Origin of the sequence: Arthrobacter sp. D5-1, from assembly GCF_017357425.1 — a bacterium.
Lineage (GTDB): Bacteria > Actinomycetota > Actinomycetes > Actinomycetales > Micrococcaceae > Arthrobacter.
This window is the reverse complement of sequence record NZ_CP014571.1, coordinates 3,833,977-3,851,165: the sequence shown is the minus strand read 5'-3', so window position 1 is coordinate 3,851,165 and position 17,189 is coordinate 3,833,977. Positions and strand designations below refer to the sequence as shown.

Genomic DNA, 17,189 nt, shown 5'->3' with positions numbered 1-17,189 from the left:
ATGACAACAACAGCAGTACAAACCCCGCGCGGCCCGGTTACACGCAAAGACGTGGCCCGGTACGCCGGGGTGAGTACCGCCGTCGTGAGTTATGTGGTGAACGGTGGGCCCAAGAACGTTGCCCCCGCCACGGAAGCCAAAGTGCGTGATGCCATCCGTGTGCTGGGGTACCGGCCCAACGCTGCGGCGCGGGCGCTGAAGCTCGGTTCCAGCGAGACAATCGGCGTTGTGGTGCCGGACAACACCAACCCGTTCTTCACGCATCTGGCCCATGCCGTGGAAGAAGCGGCATCGGACTTGGGCTACGGCATGGTTCTCACCAACTCGGATGGCAGCCTGACCCGCGAGCGGAAGAATATCCGGACCCTGGCCGCACGCCAGGTGGACGGCGTGTTTCTGGCCAGCTGTGTGTTCGACCCTGACGTCACGGAGTTGGAGGCCTCGGAAATCCCGTCAGTCCTCTTGAACAACGCAGGATCCCCGCCGGGTTTCGCCAGCGTTGGCGTGGACTTGGAAGCTGGCGGCCGTGCCGCTGTCCAGCACCTGATAGGCCATGGACACACGAACATCGGCCTGGCCATCGGCACCAACACCGGCAATCAACTGGACGGACGCGAAGTTGGCTGGCTGGCCACGCTGCGTGAAGCGGGCCTGCCGGATGGCCCTATGCTGCACAGTCCGTTCACCCGGCCCGGCGGCTACGAAGTGGGCAAGCGATTCCTGTCCATGGCCAACCGGCCCACTGCGATCTTTGCCAGTAACGACATGCAGGCCATCGGCATCCTCCGGGCCTTCCACGAGGCCGGAGTCCGGGTGCCCGAGGACATGGCGCTGGTGTCCTTCGATGGGTCGTTGGACTCCGAATACAGTTGGCCCGCACTGACTACGGTGGCGCAGCCGGTCCAACTGATGGCCGAAGCCGCCGTTCGTGCGTTGGTAGGCAAGGGCCGCGCCGAGGAACCACAGCACCACATCCTGCCCACCGAGCTGATCATCCGACAGTCCTGCGGCTGCAAATAGCCCGCGGGAGGTTGCGACGGCGGACGGCCGGGTCAGGAGTCCATGCTCGCGTAACGCTCCGGGCGGGCCAGCACCTGGCTGATCTGCGCTGTCCCGGCAGCGACGGCCAGACGGACCAGCAGGAAACCGGCGGCGAACACTCCGCCGATGGTCAGGAACACCACGGGCTGGGTCAACAACACCATGCCCGTCAACGGCAGGACCAGCGCGGCCGCAGCAGCCGCAGAGATGCCGGCCACCAGGAACAGCGGGGACATGACGGCTTTGACCCGCGCAGCGACCATGAGTTTGCGCGGCATGCCCACCCGGTCCAGGGCCACCAAGGTGGACGCCCGGTCAAGAACTGCTGCCGCCTGGTTCACGCCGGCTGAGCAGGCCACCATCAGGAATGAACCCAACAGGGTGATCATTACCCCGGTGTTGATGTCCCGGACCAACAACGCCGTCTCATCCGTGGCGCTGCCGCCCATGGTGTCGGCCACTGCCATGCCGACGCCCACGAACACCCCCACAAAGCTGGTCATCGCGACGCCCCCAACTTGCCGCCACGATTCCTTGGGGCTCTCCAGAACTGTCCGGGCGGCCAGCAGCTGCTCGGGTCGCTTGGCCCGCTTGAGCTGCGAGGACGCGCGCAACCGCAGGATCCAAGGACCCATCAGGTTCAAGGCGAGCAGTGCCAAGCCAAAGCAGCCGCCCATCACCGCGATGATGACGATGTACGCACCAAAGCTGCTGAGCATCCCCATCGCGATGACTCCGACCACCACCACGACAGCGGCGATGAGTCCGCGAACCCAATGCGCGCCGTCGGCCGTTTGCCTGGTCCTGACGCCCAACGGGGTGACCACGACTTTCCGCAGTCCAAGGGCGGCGCTCGCAGCGGCCAGCACGCAGACGCCCAGGATGCAACCGAGGATGGAGGGCACGGACAGCCAAGCATGGCCGCCTATGGCTTGGCCGCGGAACTGGATCAGGCCGAGGAACGGTGCAACGCACGCGTATAGTCCCGCGCCCGCCAGCGCTCCCACCGCCGCGAGCACTGTGGACTCGATGACGGTCATCCACACCACGGTGGCGCTGTTGGCGCCCAGCAGGCGCAAGGAAGCCAAGCGGTCATCACGACGGCGGGCGGCCAGTCGCGCGGCCGAGGCGCCCAGCGTCAGGAGCGGGATGATGAGCAAGACCATGGCGACGACGGCGAGCGCTTGGTAAGTGCCTGCGATGTCGTCGGACCAGGACCAGAAAACCTGCGAGCCGCCGGCAACAGTGAGCAGTAGGGCCGTGACGGTTCCGAAAGCGAGGACCGGCAGGCCGGCGTCGCGGAGGCCTGTTTCGCGGAGGCTGCTGCCGTTGCTCCGCGCAAGGTACGGGGTGAGCCTGAGGGCCATGGAGAGGCTAGACATTGAAGGCACCCTTGAAGTTGTGGGTGGACGGTGCCGCCGTGGCAACCGGTGCAGCGGGGGTGGTGCCCGGCTGAGCGGGTGACCCTGGCTGGGCGGTTCCGCCGCTGTCCGCCACGATTCTGCCGTCGCGCAACTCGACCACGCGCTGGCATCGGGCTGCCACGTTGGGATCGTGGGTGACTACCAGCAACGTGCGACCGTTGGCTGCCACCGAGCGAAGCAGGACGTCCAGGACTTCATTGGACGTGGTCGAGTCCAAGGCGCCGGTGGGCTCATCGGCGAAGACAACCCGGGCGCCCGTGACTTGTGCCCGGGCGATGGCTACACGCTGTACCTGTCCGCCGGACAGCTCGCCCAAGCGGCGCTGCTCCATGCCTGCAAGCCCCAATGCTCCAAGCCATTCGGCGGCACGGGTCTCGGAGGTTGTGCGGTCTGTGCCGTTGAGCATCAGCGCCAGTGCAACGTTCTCCACGGCGGTCAGTTCCGGGAGGAGCATGCCCTGCTGGAACACGAAGCCGAACTCTTCCCTGCGCAGGCGGGACAACGCTGCGTCGTCCAGGGTATCCAGGCGCAAAGGTGCCGTTGGCGTGTTCAAGGTGATCGAACCGGCGTCGGGCCTCAAAATTCCGGCGAGGCAGTGCAGCAGGGTGGTCTTGCCCGACCCGGAGGGTCCGATGATCGCGATGGATTCGCCGGAGTTCGCGGTGAAGTCGACGTGGTCCAGCGCAATGCTGCCGGGGTAATGCTTGGTGAGTTGCTGGGCGTGGAGGATGGCGTTCATAAATCCAGCTTCCCCGAAGGGCACCTCCGCCGGCGTCAGTCCCGCGGCTGAACTCTGCGGCCACGCCTCCACCCGGGGTATGAGACGCAGGTGGCTGGGTTAGACTCCGGCGATCTTCAACTTGGCCACATTCTCGGCCAGCACGCGTCGGGCGTCCTCGCCCAGCAGCGAATCGGTGATCAGCTCGTCGGCCTCTTCCAACTGGGCGATCGAAGCGATGCCCACCACGCCCCACTTGCTGTGGTCGGCCAACACAACGGTGCTCCGTGCGGACGTCATGAAGGCCCGGTCAGTTTCTGCTTCCAGCAGGTTCGGGGTGGTGAAGCCGGCCTGGGCATCCATGCCGTGGACTCCCAGGAACAGGACGTCCAGGTGAAGTTGTTTGAGCGAAGAGGTGGCAATGGGACCCACCAGCGCGTCCGACGGTGTGCGCTCGCCGCCGATCAGGATCACTGTGGAGCCGAACCGGGCGGGCCCTGATGAGGACCCGTGATGAAAGAGGTCGGCGATCCTGATGGAGTTGGTGACCACAGTAATGCGGGGGCCGTGGACCAGTTCCTGGGCAAGGGCCCACGTGGTGGTTCCGGCGCTGAGTCCGATCGCCATGCCTTCTTGGACCATCGAGGCAGCCTCGACGGCAATGGCATGCTTCTCCGCGGTAAGCTGCGTGGACTTCAGCTCAAAGCCCGGTTCATGGGTGCTTGCATCACCGGGCAGCTTGGCTCCGCCATGGATACGTTCCACGCGGCCGGATTCCTCCAGTGCTTCGATGTCCCGCCGGACGGTCATGGGGGAGACCCCCAACAATTGCGCGAGGTCAGAGACCCGGACCACGCGCTCACGCTGGACGGCGTCGATGATGGCGGAGTGGCGTGCTGCCTGAAGCATCAGGGCCTTTCTGGAACTTCGTCAAACAGGGGGCTGAGTCTGGCTCCAGTCTAGGACGCGGCCCGTCCGCCCGGCGGCTCATCGGGTCGCGGCGTCCTCACTCAAGCGTCACGCACCTGCATTAACGCACGACGGCGCCGCTCACCCTGGGAGGCGAGCGGCGCCGTCGTCCACTACTTACTTGCGGAGCGAATCAGCGATCTGGGTCATGATTCCGGGGTCTGCCAGGGTGGTGGCGTCACCGGTGTCGCGACCTTCTGCGATGTCCTTCAGGAGGCGTCGGACGATCTTGCCGGAGCGGGTCTTGGGAAGTTCCGGGACGATCAGCAGCTGCTTGGGCTTGGCGATCGGGCCGATTTCCTTGCCCACGTGGTTGCGCAGTTCCAGGACGGTTTCGTCGCCGTTGTTCACGGCGTCACCGCGAAGGATGACGAACGCCACCACGGCCTGTCCGGTGGTCTCGTCAGCGGCACCCACCACGGCTGCTTCAGCCACGGACGGGTGGCTGACCAGTGCGGACTCGATCTCCGTAGTGGACAGGCGGTGGCCGGAGACGTTCATGACGTCGTCCACGCGGCCCAGGAGCCAGACGTCGCCGTCCTCGTCCTTCTTGGCACCGTCGCCGGCGAAGTACATGGCCTCGAAGCGGGACCAGTAGGTGTCCTTGAAGCGCTCGGGGTCGCCCCAGATGCCTCGCAGCATGGACGGCCACGGTTCGCGGACAACCAAGTAGCCGCCTTCACCGTTGGCTACTGGCTGGCCGGCTTCGTCCACTACGTCTACGGCGATGCCGGGCAGTGGGACCTGGGCCGAGCCGGGTTTGGTGGCTGTGACGCCGGGAAGCGGGGCGATCATCTGTGCGCCGGTTTCGGTCTGCCACCAGGTGTCCACGATCGGTGCCGGGTGTTCCTTCTTTTCGCCGTTCTTGCCGGCGTTGGCACCGATGACGTCGCGGTACCACATCCACGCTTCGGGGTTGATGGATTCGCCCACGGAGCCCAGGACGCGGATGGAGGAGAGATCGTACTTGTCCGGGATGTCCCGGCCCCATTTCATGAACGTCCGGATTGCGGTGGGCGCGGTGTAGAGGATGGAGACCTTGTACTTCTCCACGATTTCCCACCAGCGGCCCTGGTGAGGGGAATCGGGGGTGCCTTCGTACATGACCTGGGTGGCGCCGTTGATGAGCGGCGCGTAGGTGACGTAGGAGTGGCCGGTAACCCATCCGACGTCTGCGGTGCACCAGTACACATCCGTTTCCGGGTGGAGGTCGAATACGGCCTTGTGGGTGTAGGCGCCCTGGGTGAGGTAGCCGCCGGTGGTGTGCAGGATGCCCTTGGGCTTTCCGGTGGTACCGGAGGTGTAGAGGATGAACAGCGGGTGCTCGGAGTCATGCCCGACGGCGGTGTGCTCGGTGTCGGCTTTATCAACCGTGTCGGACCACCAGAGGTCGCGGCCCTCCACCCAGTTGACGTCCTCGCCGTTGCGCTTGACCACCACAACGTTCTGGACAGTGTGACCTTCTTTGGAGAGGGCTTCGTCCACTGCGGGCTTCAGGGCGCTGGGCTTGCCTCGGCGGTAGGTGCCGTCGGCGGTGACCACCAGCTTGGCCTCGGCGTCCTCGATCCGGGAGCGCAACGCGTCAGCGGAGAAGCCACCGAACACCACTGAGTGCACGGCCCCGATCCTGGCGCAGGCAAGGAGCGTGATGACGGCCTCGGGGATCATGGGCAGGTAGACAGCCACGCGGTCGCCCTTGGCCACGCCGAGGGACTCAAAGGCGTTGGCGGCCTTCTTCACCTCTTCGGTCAGCTGTGCATAGGTGTAGGTCCGGGTGTCCCCGGGTTCGCCTTCGAAGTAAATGGCGACCCGGTCGCCCAAGCCATTCTCCACATGGCGGTCCAGCGCGTTGTACGCAGCGTTGATCTCGCCGCCGACAAACCACTTGGCGAACGGCGGGTTGGACCAATCCAAGGCCTCGGTGAAGTCCTTGTCCCAGGTCAACAGCTCACGGGCCTGCTTGGCCCAAAACGCGGGACGGTCCGCTTCTGCCTCTTTATAGGCGTCCGCGTTTGTCACGCTGTTCGCGGCGAAGTCTGCGGAAGGCGCGAACTTGCGGTTCTCGTGGAGGAGATTTTCAAGCGCCTCGACGTGTGCCCCGTTCTGAGCAGTTGAAGCTGCAGCGGTGGCCGTGGATCCGGTGGTGTCCTGGGACATGGTGAACCTCATCATTCATCGATCTTTGCTGCGCGGAACCTGCCGCGAGGTTCCCGCCCGGGCCGTCGTCGGCGTCGAACGTCTCCCCGAAAGGTCCGCAGAGTGCTGTCCGCCATCAACACTATCGCTTTGAAAGGTCCTACGTGTGCGTCGTCACAAACGCGCCAGTGAGCGGCGCAAATTTAGCGACGAATGGCGGCACCGGCGGCCGGGAACCGTTTACATGACGCACGACGGCGGCCCCCCTCCCGCCGTAGTATGCGCTGCCGAAGCCGGTCACTATCTGTAAGGGACCTTGGAGTTTGCTGTGGGCGAAGCCGGATGGCCGTTTTCAGCTAGAACCCTGTCAGTGGGGTGGCATAGGCTGAAGAAGTCTTGGGACGCACCTCGAGCGTGGCCGGTTTTCCGCGGAATCCTGCGGGGGTCACCTGTCCGGACTGCCCAAGACGCCGCCGTACGAAGGAGAAATAGATGAACCAGCTGAGCCCAGGCCCGCACGACTCACCCCGGACGGGACCGGACACCACGGCTGGAACGGCCACCACACCAGGTGGCAACGCTGCTGGGAACCCTGACGCCGCCAATAACGACGCTGCCAAGAACGGCGCCACCAAGTACGACGCCGTCGCAGGGCCGTTCACCATCCGTGACCTGACGGTCTTCGGCTCCACGCTGCTGATGTTCGTCGCGTCCCTGCTGCCCATGTTCGGAGAGCGTTACAACCTCTGGAACCTTGGAAACCTGTTCTTCCTGCTGCTGGGCATCATTCTGCCGTTGGTTGTGGTGGCACTTTTCGTTGCCCGCAGATTGCAGCCGGGAACCATCGTTCGCGTAGGTTCGCTGTCTGTTGACCAGTTCGCTTCCGTCACTGCGTCATTCGCTTTCCCGCTCTTCTTCCTGACTATCGCCAACTCCTTCAACGGCGGCGTCCTGCTGGGCCTGATCGGCTCCGTGGGCCTCCTGGCCGCGACGGTCCTTGCTCCGCACCTTCCGTGGCTGTCGGCTGATTTTAAGGGCCGCACCGAAACGCCGGCCCATGTTGTTGCCCGCGAAGCCGCTGTGCCGAGCCGCAAGCCCGCAGCACCCAAAGCGCCCAAGGAACCCGCAGCCTCCACGGCGGCTGCAGGAGGTCCTGGTGCCGCTGGTTCCAGCCCGTTCGCTCCGCCATCCAGCTACGGAGCCGCACCGTCGGCCGCGAAGGAGGCTCCCGCCGTCGTGCATTCAGCGGACGTGGCCTCAACAGGCAGCACTCCGGTAGGCCAGTCTTCCGCCGGCCGTCCTTCAACTGAAAGTAAGCCAGACGTGGGCAGCCCCTCAGCAGCTGGTTCGGCAACGAGCCCAGCATCGGATGCTCCGTCTTCCGCGCCCACTCCGGCGCAGGAGGTTGAGAAGGGTGCTGAGGCAGGGACGGAAGCTGGTGAGTCCCCGGCGGCCGCTGAGCCTGCCACTACCCAGCACGGCACGCAACCAGCAGCGCAGCAGCCTGCCGCCCAGCAGCCGTGGGCTGCCACCATGGCCACTCCCATCGTTTCCGGCGACACCCGGAGAGTCAGCGACTCGATCGGTGCCACCGTGGACCCGGCCAGCCGTCCGGAAGAATCCGATTCCCCGCACTATGAGGCATTCTGGTTTGCTGTGGCCCAGCCCAGGACCGCGTACGACGAACGCTCGGGAGCTCCTGCCTTCACCATCGAACCCGGTGGCTGGGTGCTCGCGCTGGAGGACCGGGGCCATGAATTCCTGGTGCAGGACACCGACGGCAAGGTTGGGGTTCTTCGGGAGCTCAGCAACATCGAACGCGGCTAAGCAGGGATCCCGTGGCCATCGCTGAAGCTGGTTCGCTGCTCGCACTCAAACGACGGGCCCGCAAGATCAACCGGGTCCTGGCGGAAAAGTATCCGTACGCGCATGCGGAGCTGGATTTCCGCAACCCGTTTGAACTGGTGGTTGCCACGGTCCTGTCAGCCCAGACCACCGATGTGTTGGTCAACCAGGTCACCAAGATCCTGTTTGCCCGGTACCCGGATGCGCGGGCCATGGCGGAGGCTGATCCCGTGGAACTGGAGACCATCCTTCAGCCCACCGGCTTCTTCCGGGCAAAAGCGCGGAACGTCCTGGCACTGAGCAACAGGCTGGTGGATGAGTACGACGGCGAGGTCCCGGGCAGGCTGGAGGACCTGGTGACGCTGCCTGGCGTCGGACGGAAAACGGCCAACGTGGTCCTCGGAAATGCCTTTGGAGTCCCCGGGATCACCGTGGACACGCACTTCGGACGACTGGCACGGCGCTTCGGATGGACGGCCTCGGATGATCCCGTGAAGATTGAGTTCGACGTCGCGGAACTGTTCGAACCCAAGGATTGGACCATGTTGTCGCATCGGGTGGTCTTCCACGGTAGAAGGGTCTGCCATGCCAGGAAACCTGCATGCGGTGCCTGCCCGGTGGCCAGTCTCTGTCCCAGCTACGGAGACGGCGAGACTGATCCGGTCAAAGCAGCCAAGCTCCTGAAGTACGAGCTCGCCCCGGGCAATGAGGCACTGCTGGAGCAGCTTTTGGCGGAGACCCACCGCGCCGCGGAAATCCGTATGGAATCGCAAAGGAGGCCCGGGTGACCGCGCTAGAGGAATTGTCGGCGCTGGTGACCCGCTTCGAAGCAGGCGAACAGCAGCACTCTGCCCTGTGGGAGAGGCTTCCCGTCATCCCGGAGACCAACCGGCCCGCTGCTGTACTCATGCTTTTTGGCGTGTTGGATGACGTGCCGGCTGAGTCCGGGCGCCCCATAGCCCCGGCCGACCTCGACGTCCTGTTGCTGGAGCGGGCACACACCCTCGACGACCATCCAGGGCAGGTAGCCTTCCCCGGCGGCATGGTGGACCCGGAGGATGAGTCGGTGGTGGCTGCGGCGTTGCGGGAAGCCGTGGAAGAAACCGGGCTGGACGCCAGCGGTGTCCGCGTTCTCGGCACCATCCCAGAGCTTGGACTGATCCGCAGTAATTTCCGTGTGACACCGGTGCTGGGCTGGTGGGACGCGCCGTCGCCGGTCCGGGTAGTCGACTACGCCGAATCCGCGCAGGTATTCAGGGTGCCGGTGCGCGACCTCCTGGATCCCGTCAACCGGGTCACGGCCACCATTTCCCGTTTCGGACGCACTTACACCAGCCCCGGCTTCACCGTGAACGGCGTACTGGTCTGGGGCTTTACAGGCATGGTCCTGAGCGGGCTCTTTGATGAACTCGGCTGGACTGTTCCCTGGGACACGGAAAAACTCCGCGACGTCGATCTCCTGTAACGCCGGCAGTGTGTCAGGCGGCCCTGCGTGCCGCCGTCGAACGGTCCACTACCAGTCCGGTCGCAGCATTTTCGCGGACGGCGTTGATGCCTGCAATGACATCCTCAAGGTGTCTGAACGTGGGTGATTCGGCCACGACGGTTCCGTCGGCCGCGGTCAGGCGAAACCGGTACGTTTCGTCGTTTTCCATAAGAATTTCGAACCTGCCAGCCATTGATGCTCCCCCTTATGCTTCCTTGCACACATACGTGGACCAGCGATGTATCCACATAGTGAAAGTAGCCAGAACCGAGGGAGAACAAAAGTTACTTGGCGGTACCGGTCATTGGGCCTCATATGGCGAGATATGACTGGATAGTCCACGAGGTTGTGGGTACTGTGCCGCTACTTCGCCTTGTCGTAGGATTCGACGACGGCGACACTCACCGGGAATTCGACCGGGATACGTCCGAACATGAGCTCCTTGGCCGCGGCGGCTGCCTCTTCGATGGCTTGGATACAGGCTTCCACCGCGTCGTCCGGGGCGTGAACCATCACTTCGTCGTGCAGGAAGAAGACCAGCTCTCCGGAAGGTGAGCCTTCGGCACGCATGGCCCGCAACCGCCGTCGTAATTCAGCGAGCCAGCATGCCGCCCATTCAGCAGCCGAGCCCTGGACTACGAAGTTGCGGGTGAACCGGCCACGGGAGCGGGCCAGGTTATCCGCGCGTCGCTGTTCTTCCGCAGTGGTGGATTGCTGGCTTCGCAGCCAGCCTGCCGACGGCGGTGGACTGCTTCGGCCGAGCCGTGTTGTCACCGTTCTGCCGCCTTCGCCCTCGCGGGCCGCCTGCTCCACGAACCCGACGGCACGCGGATAGGTGCGCGTCAGCTGGGGCATAAGCCTGCCCGATTCACCGGTGGTGGCACCGTAGATAGCACCCAGCAGTGCGATCTTGGCCTTCGCCCGGTCACCGCCGAAACCCTGCGCGGCGATGCCGGCGTAGAGATCCTTGTCGCGGGCGGCCTCGGCCATTTTCGTGTCCTGGGCCAATGCAACCAAGACGCGGGGTTCCAGTTGCGAAGCATCCGCGACGATGAGCTTGTGGCCGGGATTGGCATGGACCGCGCCGCGGATATTGCGCGGGATCTGCAAGGCTCCGCCGCCCCGCGAGGCCCAGCGGCCGGACACCACGCCGCCCACGACGTATTCGGGGTGGAACCGTCCATCCCGCACCCACGCATCCAGCCATGCCCAGCCGTTGGCCGTGTGGAGGCGGGAGAGTTTCTTGTAGGCAAGCAAGGGCTGGATGGCCGGGTGCTTCGATTCCTGGAGTTCCCATTGGCGCGTGCTCTTCACCTCGATCCCGTTCCGGTGCAGGGCGCGCATGAGGTCCTGCGGCGAGTCCGGATTCAAGGTGGGGGAGTTGAGAATGTGCCGGAGTTCTGCGCAGAGTGCTTCAAGGGCCGGAGGCCGGTGTCCCATGGGCGGCCTGGGCCCCAGAACATCGGCGAGGATCTGTTGATGCAGCTCTTCGCGCCACGGGACACCGGCGTGTTGCATCTCAACAGCGATGATGGCGCAGGCTGATTCGGCGGCGAGCAGAAGTTGGAGGCGTTGCTTTCGCTGCTCGTCCGTGGTGACCTGGGCGACAGCATGCTGTTGGGCTGAGAACTCCTCCCTGAGTTCGGCCAGCCCTGCTTTGGGGTTGGACGGCGACAGGTCCTCGAACAGGGCGCCTTGGTCCGCTGGAGGCGGCGGGGGCTGGAGGGCGCGTGGCGGCCCGGTGTCATCATCCTGGGTGAGCTTGATCGCGTGCCGCGCGTAGTCCGTGTGTGCCGTGAACTCCGAGTGTGCCAGGATTGCCCCGCTCAGCGCCAGGTCGTGGCATCGCTCCAGCTCCACGCCGTGCGCCAGCAGTTCCGGATACCAGTCCGTGGCGCGATGCCACACCCAGCGCGGCCGCTGGGCTTCGAATTCACGCACGACGCCGGCCAAGTCACCGCGGGTGACGACGCGCGGATCCGCCGTGGCTTTTCCTGTGGGGGAGATCCTTTGTATGGCTGCGCCTTCCGGGTGGGCGGCGAGCAGCAAATACATGATCTCCATTCTGCCCTGTATGTGGTGCTGTCGTGGCACTGTTCCTCCACAGTCGGTGTCAGGCCAGGTGGTTCCATTGCACGTTGTTCACATACGGGCTTCAGCCCCTTATGGTGTTCCGCCAGGTCCACCATGGTGGATCCATGAGCAAGCGAGATCGCCGGCATAGGCAACCCAACAGCAAGCCATTGGAACCGGACATGGACGGAACTTGGGTCCCACACGATACTGCCGGTATTTTGCTCGTCTCTGCAGACCCCTACCTGCAGGAAGAGGCCAAACGGATTGTCGCAGCCGCTGGTGGAAGCCTCGCGACAGCTATCGATGTGACCGAAGCTGTGCACGGTTGGGACAGTGCCGACGTTGTTTTGGTGGGCAGCGATGTCCGTGAGTTACCCCCTCGGCGTCGCTCGCCCACGGTGCTGTTGGGCAGGGCTTCCGACGGCGACGGTCTCTGGGAGCTGGCCGCTGCCCTGGGCGCTGAACGGGTCGCCGTTCTTCCCGAAGCTGCGGCCTGGCTGGCCGAACACCTCAGCATGTCCGGGTCTCCAGATCCCGGGGGCATGGTCATGGGCATCATCGGTGGCAGTGGCGGCGCGGGGGCAACCACTACAGCCATCTGGCTGGCCCAAGCGGCTGCCGATCACGGAGTGAGCACCATGCTTATCGACGGCGATCCTTGGGGTGGCGGCCTTGAACTGGCGGTGACGGCCGAGGACATCCCCGGACTCAGGTGGCCTGACTTCTCCGAAACCCGCGGAAGCATGGATCCCACGCAGTTTCGGGATTCCCTGCCCTTCGCCGGCGGCTTCGCTTACTTGTCCTGGCCCGGAACACGGGACGCGATCCACAGCCCGGACACGCGTGCAGTAGCCGCGGTCATGGACGCCGCTCGCCGCAGCTTTGAGCTCATCCTGGTGGACATAGGGCGGAGCGGAGAAGGAGTGCGGAACCTTGCGTGGGACTGCGACAGGATGGTCCTGCTCGCTAAGGCTCACCTCAAATCCGCGGTAGCGGCAGGGCGCATCCTGAACGAGCTCCCGCCTATCGATGCAGGGTTGGTGGTCCGAGGCAGCAGTGCCTCCTCCGTGGATGCGGGCTTCATTGCCGAGTCACTGGGACTGCCACTGTTGGGCATCCTCCCTGAGGTGAGGGGCGTGGCCGCCGGTACCGAAGTGGGACGCATCCTTGAATTCGGCCGACGCAGGCCGGTCAACCGTTTTGCCATGTCAGTCCTGGGATTCGACGGTGGTGTCCAGTGAACCCGTTCGAGGCACCGCGACGCAGGCAGGGCCGGAAACTTGATTCCCTGCTCCTTGAAACCGTACGGGAGTCTGTGCTCGCGGGCCACGGACCAGTCACGCCGTCCACCGTCGCAGCGGCGGTACAGGCAAGTGGCAGGTTGCTGGGCACCGCCGGCGCCTTGGAGGCCGCAGAGTCCATCAACGCCGAGCTGAACGGGCTGGGCCCCCTTCAACAGTTGGCCCAGGATCCGGCAGTGACGGACATCTTCGTCAACGGCCCCAACTCCGTCTGGCTGGACCGTGGACAGGGGTTGGAAAGGTCATCGGTGCATTTCGACACCGAGCAACAGATCAGGTCCTTGGCGTCCCGCCTGGTTTCGGCCGGTGGCCGTCGGTTGGATGATGGGTCGCCCTGTGTAGACGTGCGCCTGAACGGCGGTTACCGGGTGCACGCGGTCCTCTCGCCGATATCCACTACCGGAACCCTTCTGTCCATCCGTATACGCCGTGAGAAAGTGTTCACCCTGCCGGAGTTGAGGGAAGGCGGCATGTTTTCCGAGCAAGGTGAATGGGTTCTGAGGGCAATCATGAGCCAAAGACTGAGTTTCCTGATCAGCGGCGCTACTGGCTCGGGAAAGACCACCCTGCTGTCCGCCCTGCTCGGCTTGAGCCACCCGACAGAGCGGTTGGTCCTGATCGAGGATGCCGCCGAACTCAACCCCGTCCATCCCCACGTAGTGACGCTTGAATCCCGGCACGGAAACCTCGAGGGCGGTGGTGCGCTGGATCTGGGCGAACTGGTCCGCCAGGCACTGCGCATGCGGCCGGACCGGCTGATCGTCGGAGAATGCCGCGGGGCTGAAGTCCGTGAACTGCTGACGGCCCTCAACACCGGGCATACAGGCGGCGGCGGGACCATCCACGCCAACGCGGCAGAGGCCGTGCCTGCGCGGCTGGTGGCCCTCGGTGCGCTGGCGGGGTTGAACGCTGAGGCCGTTCGGCTGCAGGTTTCCAGTGCCCTGGACGTCGTCATTCACGTGGACCGGACCTCCACTGGACGGAAGGTGGCTTCCATAGGGGTACTGACTGACACTTCCGAAGGCCAGAAGGTGGTCTCCGCCCTCCGCTGGCATCCGACAGGAATGACGTGTGGGCCCGCGTGGCCTGCCCTTGCCCGACGGCTCGGTCCGGCGTTGCCCGCCGGTTTCGACTGGTCCGGCTCTGGTGGGGCGCCGGGTACATCAGCTGAGACGTGGTCAGTGGACGCACTATGATCGGCGCGTTCGTCCTGGTTGCAGGACTCGCGGCCTGGCAGCACTTTCGGGGCCGTTGTGTTGATGGCCGACGTGTACGGAAAAGTTTGGGAAAGCCTGGAGGAGGGACTGGTGCCGCCCTCCGTGCCCGTTCGGGTGTGAGCTTTCGTCACCGCTGGCGGCGAAAGCGAACTGAGCCCTTGCCGCTTGTGGTGCTGGTACAACAGTTGGCGGCCTTGCTGCGTGGTGGGCGGGGAACGTCCCGGCTGTGGGAGGAACTCTGGATGGTCCATGGCTCACGGTTGATCAAAGATGGCGGCCCGGACACAGAGACAGAACCGGCGACTGCCGCACTCAGCCAGGAGTCGCTGCTGGTTGTGGCCGCAGCCAGGTCAGCATCCAGCTTGGGAAATTCTGCGGCTGAAGCCATCCGGGATACTGCCGCCCGGACATATCCCCGGCGTGGAAGCTCTGAACGACGTGTCTGGATGGAACTGGCGGCGTGCTTGGAGGTGGCAGAAACCAGCGGTTGCCCGCTTGCTGACCTCCTTACCCGTTTTGCCGCCCAGTTGGAAGCCGAAGAAGACGCAGAGGCCGCACGGCAAACCGCGCTCGCCGGACCAAAAGCCACAGTCAAGCTGTTGTCCTGGCTTCCGGTGTTCGGGCTGGTGCTGGGGATGGCGTTGGGCGTGGACCCGTTGGGAATCCTGCTGGACAACGTCCTGGGAGTTGCCACCTTCGCCACCGGTCTCCTCCTTACCGTGGCCGGCCGCGTGTGGTCCTCACGGCTGGTGGCCTCCGCAGCCGGGAGTGCGTGATGCCCGGGGCGCTGGTGCTGGTGATCATCGTCGTCCTGGGTTTGGCGGCTTTCGTGTGGTTCACCGGGCCGACGCGTGCCAGGGCGCGCGTGCTGATCCGGAATGCCGACGCCACGTCACTGACGCGCTCCTCCCGCCGTGGTCCGGCCGGTACTCTGGACCTCCGAACGCGGACGGCTGCCGGGGAAGGGCCAGCCCCAACGGATCCTCCTGATCCGAAAGGTCCGTCCGACGGTCTCCGAGACACCGCGATGATGCTGGAACTGGTGGCGTCAATGCTCGACGCCGGAGCTGGAATCGGAAGGGCACTGGAACTCATCTCCGCGTGTGCATCACCACCCATCAAGCGGTCGCTCAGGCCAGTTGTGGCCGCGCTGGCCATCGGCGCGGATTGGGAGACGGCGTGGCGGACCCACACCCAGCACGCGCCCGAGGTGGTCCGTCTCAAGGATGCACTGGCTTTCGCAGCCCTAACCGGCGCCCCCTCGGCATCGATCCTCTACGCACAAGCGGCCAGGGAACGGCGCGAACAGTTCCGGGCTGCGGAGAAGCGAGCCGCTGCCTTGGGCGTGAAACTGGTAGTACCTCTGGGCCTGTGCTCACTGCCGGCCTTCATATGCCTGGGGATCGTGCCTGTCTTGATCGCCATGCTTCCCGTCGGATGACCTGTCCACGATGGTCGGCACAGACATGATGATCGGCACAGAGTGGGCTGCGAATAGCGCCCACTCTCCCTCCACATCCTGCTGATCGTGAGGGGTTATCCACTTGGAGGATTCCCCTTCTTACAGGCAGCACCGAGCCACGGAAGAGTCGAATCAGTCGGCGGACCCGCTGGCTTTTTTTGAAAGGAACCCACAGTGAGAACACTCTTCAAGGCCGAATCCGGCCGCCGCCAGGGCCGCCGTGCTGCTGGCCAGGATCGAGCCGCCGTTAGCGGGAAGCAAGGAATGAGGACCTTTGGAATCGAGCAGTTTGAACTCGAAGAATTCACGGATTCCGGCTTCGGAGACGCGGGCTTCCGGGCCACTGGTGCGGACCTTCAGCTCACCACGTCACACGGTGCGCTGGCCCTGCGGTACCCAGGGGAAATCCGGGATCAGGGCACACTGCGGAGGCGACCAGGGCGGCATCATCGGAGGAGCCTGTGGAGGAGCCATGAACGTCGCCGGACACGGGAAATGCTTCCTGGCTCGGAGAGCGGTATGGCCACGGCCGAGTATGCCATCGCTACCCTCGCCGCAGTGGGGCTCGCAGGGCTATTGGTGGTCCTCCTTCGGAGCGAAGAAGTCCGCGGCTTCCTGCTCAACTTGATTCGCACGGCCCTGTCCTTGCCATGACGCACGTACTGCCTGCCGGCGGGAGGTCATCTGCCGCCTGTGCCGGACCAACATCCGGCCAGAAGGCCGGACCATCATCCAGCCGGAAGGAGGGAGGGGAGGAGTCGGGCGCCGTGACTGCGGAGTTCGCCGTTGCCTTGCCGGCCGTGGTCTTGCTCTTGGCCTTCCTGCTGGCAGGCGGTGCTGCGGGGATCACACAACTGCGGCTGGAGGAAGCTGCTACGGCAGGAGCCCGGGCCTCCGCGCGGGGCGAGACAGGTGGTGCCGTGGAAGGAATTGTGAGGCGGCTTGCCGGTGACGGCGTCAGTTCCTCTGTCACCGACGACTCCGGGTGGCTCACGGTGACAGCCTCGGCCCGGGTAGGCGGAGCCGTGGGATCGCTGATCCCCTGGACGTTGACAGCGTCGGCCTCCGCCCGCGCAGAGTCAACGGGTTCGGGGGCTGGTGCCGAACCAGCTGGTTCAAGGGCAGGCATCCCATGAACCCGCTTTCACTACCTGTTGTCCCTCCTGAGCGCGGGGCGGGAACAGTTCTCGCGCTGACACTGGGTGCAGTGGTGATGGCCTTGCTCGTGGGCGTCCTGGTCCTGGCCCAGGCAGGGGTGATGGAGTCCAGGGCTGCGTCCGCTGCGGACCTGGCTGCGCTCGCCGCCGCCGATGCTGCCAGGGGCCTCACTTCAGGGGAACCGTGTGCGGTGGCCTCCGAAGTAGCGGCGCGGCACGATGCAACAGTTACATCCTGCACCGTAACCGGAGGGAACGTAGCTGACGTGGCTACCGAGTTGGCTCATCCCTTCGACTGGGGAGTCGCCACGGGACGGGCGCGGGCAGGGCCACCCCCGTAGGCGTCCGTGGTCGCAG

At 64.9% G+C, this 17,189-nt stretch carries 17 protein-coding genes; 11 read left to right on the top strand and 6 right to left on the bottom strand.

What is annotated here, in order from left to right; genetic code table 11:
* Entirely contained in the window at positions 1 to 1,020 is a 1,020-nt protein-coding gene (locus AYX22_RS17705; protein ID WP_207594574.1) for a LacI family DNA-binding transcriptional regulator, read from the top strand.
* 32 nt (positions 1,021 to 1,052) lie between these two features.
* Here AYX22_RS17705 and AYX22_RS17700 read toward each other — a convergent pair whose 3' ends face one another.
* From AYX22_RS17700 to acs, 4 genes are all read right to left on the bottom strand, one after another.
* On the bottom strand, positions 1,053 to 2,423 hold the full coding sequence (locus tag AYX22_RS17700; RefSeq protein ID WP_242703392.1) for an FtsX-like permease family protein: 1,371 nt from the start codon (positions 2,421 to 2,423) through the stop codon (positions 1,053 to 1,055).
* Positions 2,416 to 3,204 carry an ABC transporter ATP-binding protein gene (locus AYX22_RS17695; protein WP_207594572.1) on the bottom strand — a complete coding sequence of 263 codons (789 nt, stop codon included), beginning with the start codon at positions 3,202 to 3,204 and terminating at the stop codon, positions 2,416 to 2,418. The genes AYX22_RS17700 and AYX22_RS17695 overlap by 8 nt, the downstream gene beginning before the upstream one ends.
* A 99-nt stretch (positions 3,205 to 3,303) precedes the next feature.
* Positions 3,304 to 4,092 (bottom strand): DeoR/GlpR family DNA-binding transcription regulator, encoded by a 789-nt coding sequence (locus AYX22_RS17690; RefSeq protein ID WP_207594570.1) that lies wholly within the window; start codon positions 4,090 to 4,092, stop codon positions 3,304 to 3,306.
* 177 nt (positions 4,093 to 4,269) lie between these two features.
* Positions 4,270 to 6,309 (bottom strand): acetate--CoA ligase, encoded by a 2,040-nt coding sequence (gene acs, locus AYX22_RS17685; RefSeq protein WP_207597638.1) that lies wholly within the window; start codon positions 6,307 to 6,309, stop codon positions 4,270 to 4,272.
* 471 nt (positions 6,310 to 6,780) lie between these two features.
* Between acs and AYX22_RS17680 the strand changes: the two genes are divergently transcribed.
* The 3 genes from AYX22_RS17680 to AYX22_RS17670 are packed head-to-tail and all read left to right on the top strand — an operon-like array spanning position 6,781 to position 9,598.
* A complete protein-coding gene (locus AYX22_RS17680; RefSeq protein ID WP_207594568.1) occupies positions 6,781 to 8,115 on the top strand; it encodes a hypothetical protein in 1,335 nt (444 codons plus the stop codon).
* An 11-nt stretch (positions 8,116 to 8,126) separates the two neighbouring features.
* Complete coding sequence (nth, locus tag AYX22_RS17675) at positions 8,127 to 8,921, top strand: endonuclease III (RefSeq protein WP_207594566.1); 795 nt, start codon at positions 8,127 to 8,129, stop codon at positions 8,919 to 8,921.
* Complete coding sequence (locus AYX22_RS17670) at positions 8,918 to 9,598, top strand: CoA pyrophosphatase (RefSeq protein ID WP_207594564.1); 681 nt, start codon at positions 8,918 to 8,920, stop codon at positions 9,596 to 9,598. Before nth ends, AYX22_RS17670 begins: the two co-directional genes overlap by 4 nt.
* A gap of 13 nt (positions 9,599 to 9,611) precedes the next feature.
* Here the strand turns inward: AYX22_RS17670 and AYX22_RS17665 are convergent, their stop codons facing one another.
* Positions 9,612 to 9,812, bottom strand: coding sequence for a DUF1508 domain-containing protein (locus AYX22_RS17665; RefSeq protein WP_207594563.1), 201 nt, complete (start codon positions 9,810 to 9,812; stop codon positions 9,612 to 9,614).
* A 170-nt stretch (positions 9,813 to 9,982) separates the two neighbouring features.
* Positions 9,983 to 11,674 (bottom strand): bifunctional 3'-5' exonuclease/DNA polymerase, encoded by a 1,692-nt coding sequence (locus tag AYX22_RS17660; RefSeq protein ID WP_207594561.1) that lies wholly within the window; start codon positions 11,672 to 11,674, stop codon positions 9,983 to 9,985.
* Between the two features lie 200 nt (positions 11,675 to 11,874).
* Here AYX22_RS17660 and ssd point away from each other — a divergent pair, with 200 nt between their 5' ends.
* From ssd to AYX22_RS17625, 7 genes are all read left to right on the top strand, one after another.
* Complete coding sequence (gene ssd, locus AYX22_RS17655) at positions 11,875 to 12,936, top strand: septum site-determining protein Ssd (protein ID WP_242703391.1); 1,062 nt, start codon at positions 11,875 to 11,877, stop codon at positions 12,934 to 12,936.
* Positions 12,933 to 14,192, top strand: a complete 1,260-nt coding sequence (locus AYX22_RS17650) for a TadA family conjugal transfer-associated ATPase (protein WP_207594557.1) — start codon at positions 12,933 to 12,935, stop codon at positions 14,190 to 14,192. The genes ssd and AYX22_RS17650 overlap by 4 nt, the downstream gene beginning before the upstream one ends.
* 191 nt (positions 14,193 to 14,383) lie before the next feature.
* Positions 14,384 to 14,989 (top strand): hypothetical protein, encoded by a 606-nt coding sequence (locus AYX22_RS17645; protein ID WP_242703390.1) that lies wholly within the window; start codon positions 14,384 to 14,386, stop codon positions 14,987 to 14,989.
* On the top strand, positions 14,989 to 15,654 hold the full coding sequence (locus AYX22_RS17640) for a type II secretion system F family protein (RefSeq protein ID WP_242703389.1): 666 nt from the start codon (positions 14,989 to 14,991) through the stop codon (positions 15,652 to 15,654). The genes AYX22_RS17645 and AYX22_RS17640 overlap by 1 nt, the downstream gene beginning before the upstream one ends.
* A gap of 195 nt (positions 15,655 to 15,849) precedes the next feature.
* Positions 15,850 to 16,329, top strand: a complete 480-nt coding sequence (locus AYX22_RS24155) for a DUF4244 domain-containing protein (protein ID WP_242703388.1) — start codon at positions 15,850 to 15,852, stop codon at positions 16,327 to 16,329.
* 113 nt (positions 16,330 to 16,442) lie between these two features.
* The gene (locus tag AYX22_RS17630; RefSeq protein ID WP_242703387.1) at positions 16,443 to 16,811 is read left to right on the top strand and encodes a TadE family type IV pilus minor pilin; all 369 of its coding nucleotides are present in this window, start codon (positions 16,443 to 16,445) and stop codon (positions 16,809 to 16,811) included.
* The gene (locus tag AYX22_RS17625) at positions 16,808 to 17,173 is read left to right on the top strand and encodes an Rv3654c family TadE-like protein (protein WP_207594551.1); all 366 of its coding nucleotides are present in this window, start codon (positions 16,808 to 16,810) and stop codon (positions 17,171 to 17,173) included. The genes AYX22_RS17630 and AYX22_RS17625 overlap by 4 nt, the downstream gene beginning before the upstream one ends.
* Positions 17,174 to 17,189: the final 16 nt, after the last annotated feature.

Excerpts from the sequence above, each read along its gene's own strand:
- AYX22_RS17690 (WP_207594570.1), bottom strand. The coding sequence starts at position 4,092 with ATGCTTCAGGCAGCACGCCACTCCGCCATCATCGACGCCGTCCAGCGT.
- AYX22_RS17705 (WP_207594574.1), top strand. The coding sequence starts at position 1 with ATGACAACAACAGCAGTACAAACCCCGCGCGGCCCGGTTACACGCAAA.
- ssd (WP_242703391.1), top strand. The coding sequence starts at position 11,875 with ATGGACGGAACTTGGGTCCCACACGATACTGCCGGTATTTTGCTCGTC.
- AYX22_RS17640 (WP_242703389.1), top strand. The coding sequence starts at position 14,989 with ATGCCCGGGGCGCTGGTGCTGGTGATCATCGTCGTCCTGGGTTTGGCG.
- AYX22_RS17700 (WP_242703392.1), bottom strand. The coding sequence starts at position 2,423 with ATGTCTAGCCTCTCCATGGCCCTCAGGCTCACCCCGTACCTTGCGCGG.
- AYX22_RS17695 (WP_207594572.1), bottom strand. The coding sequence starts at position 3,204 with ATGAACGCCATCCTCCACGCCCAGCAACTCACCAAGCATTACCCCGGC.
- AYX22_RS17660 (WP_207594561.1), bottom strand. The coding sequence starts at position 11,674 with ATGTATTTGCTGCTCGCCGCCCACCCGGAAGGCGCAGCCATACAAAGG.
- AYX22_RS17680 (WP_207594568.1), top strand. The coding sequence starts at position 6,781 with ATGAACCAGCTGAGCCCAGGCCCGCACGACTCACCCCGGACGGGACCG.
- AYX22_RS17665 (WP_207594563.1), bottom strand. The coding sequence starts at position 9,812 with ATGGCTGGCAGGTTCGAAATTCTTATGGAAAACGACGAAACGTACCGG.
- AYX22_RS17625 (WP_207594551.1), top strand. The coding sequence starts at position 16,808 with ATGAACCCGCTTTCACTACCTGTTGTCCCTCCTGAGCGCGGGGCGGGA.
- acs (WP_207597638.1), bottom strand. The coding sequence starts at position 6,309 with ATGTCCCAGGACACCACCGGATCCACGGCCACCGCTGCAGCTTCAACT.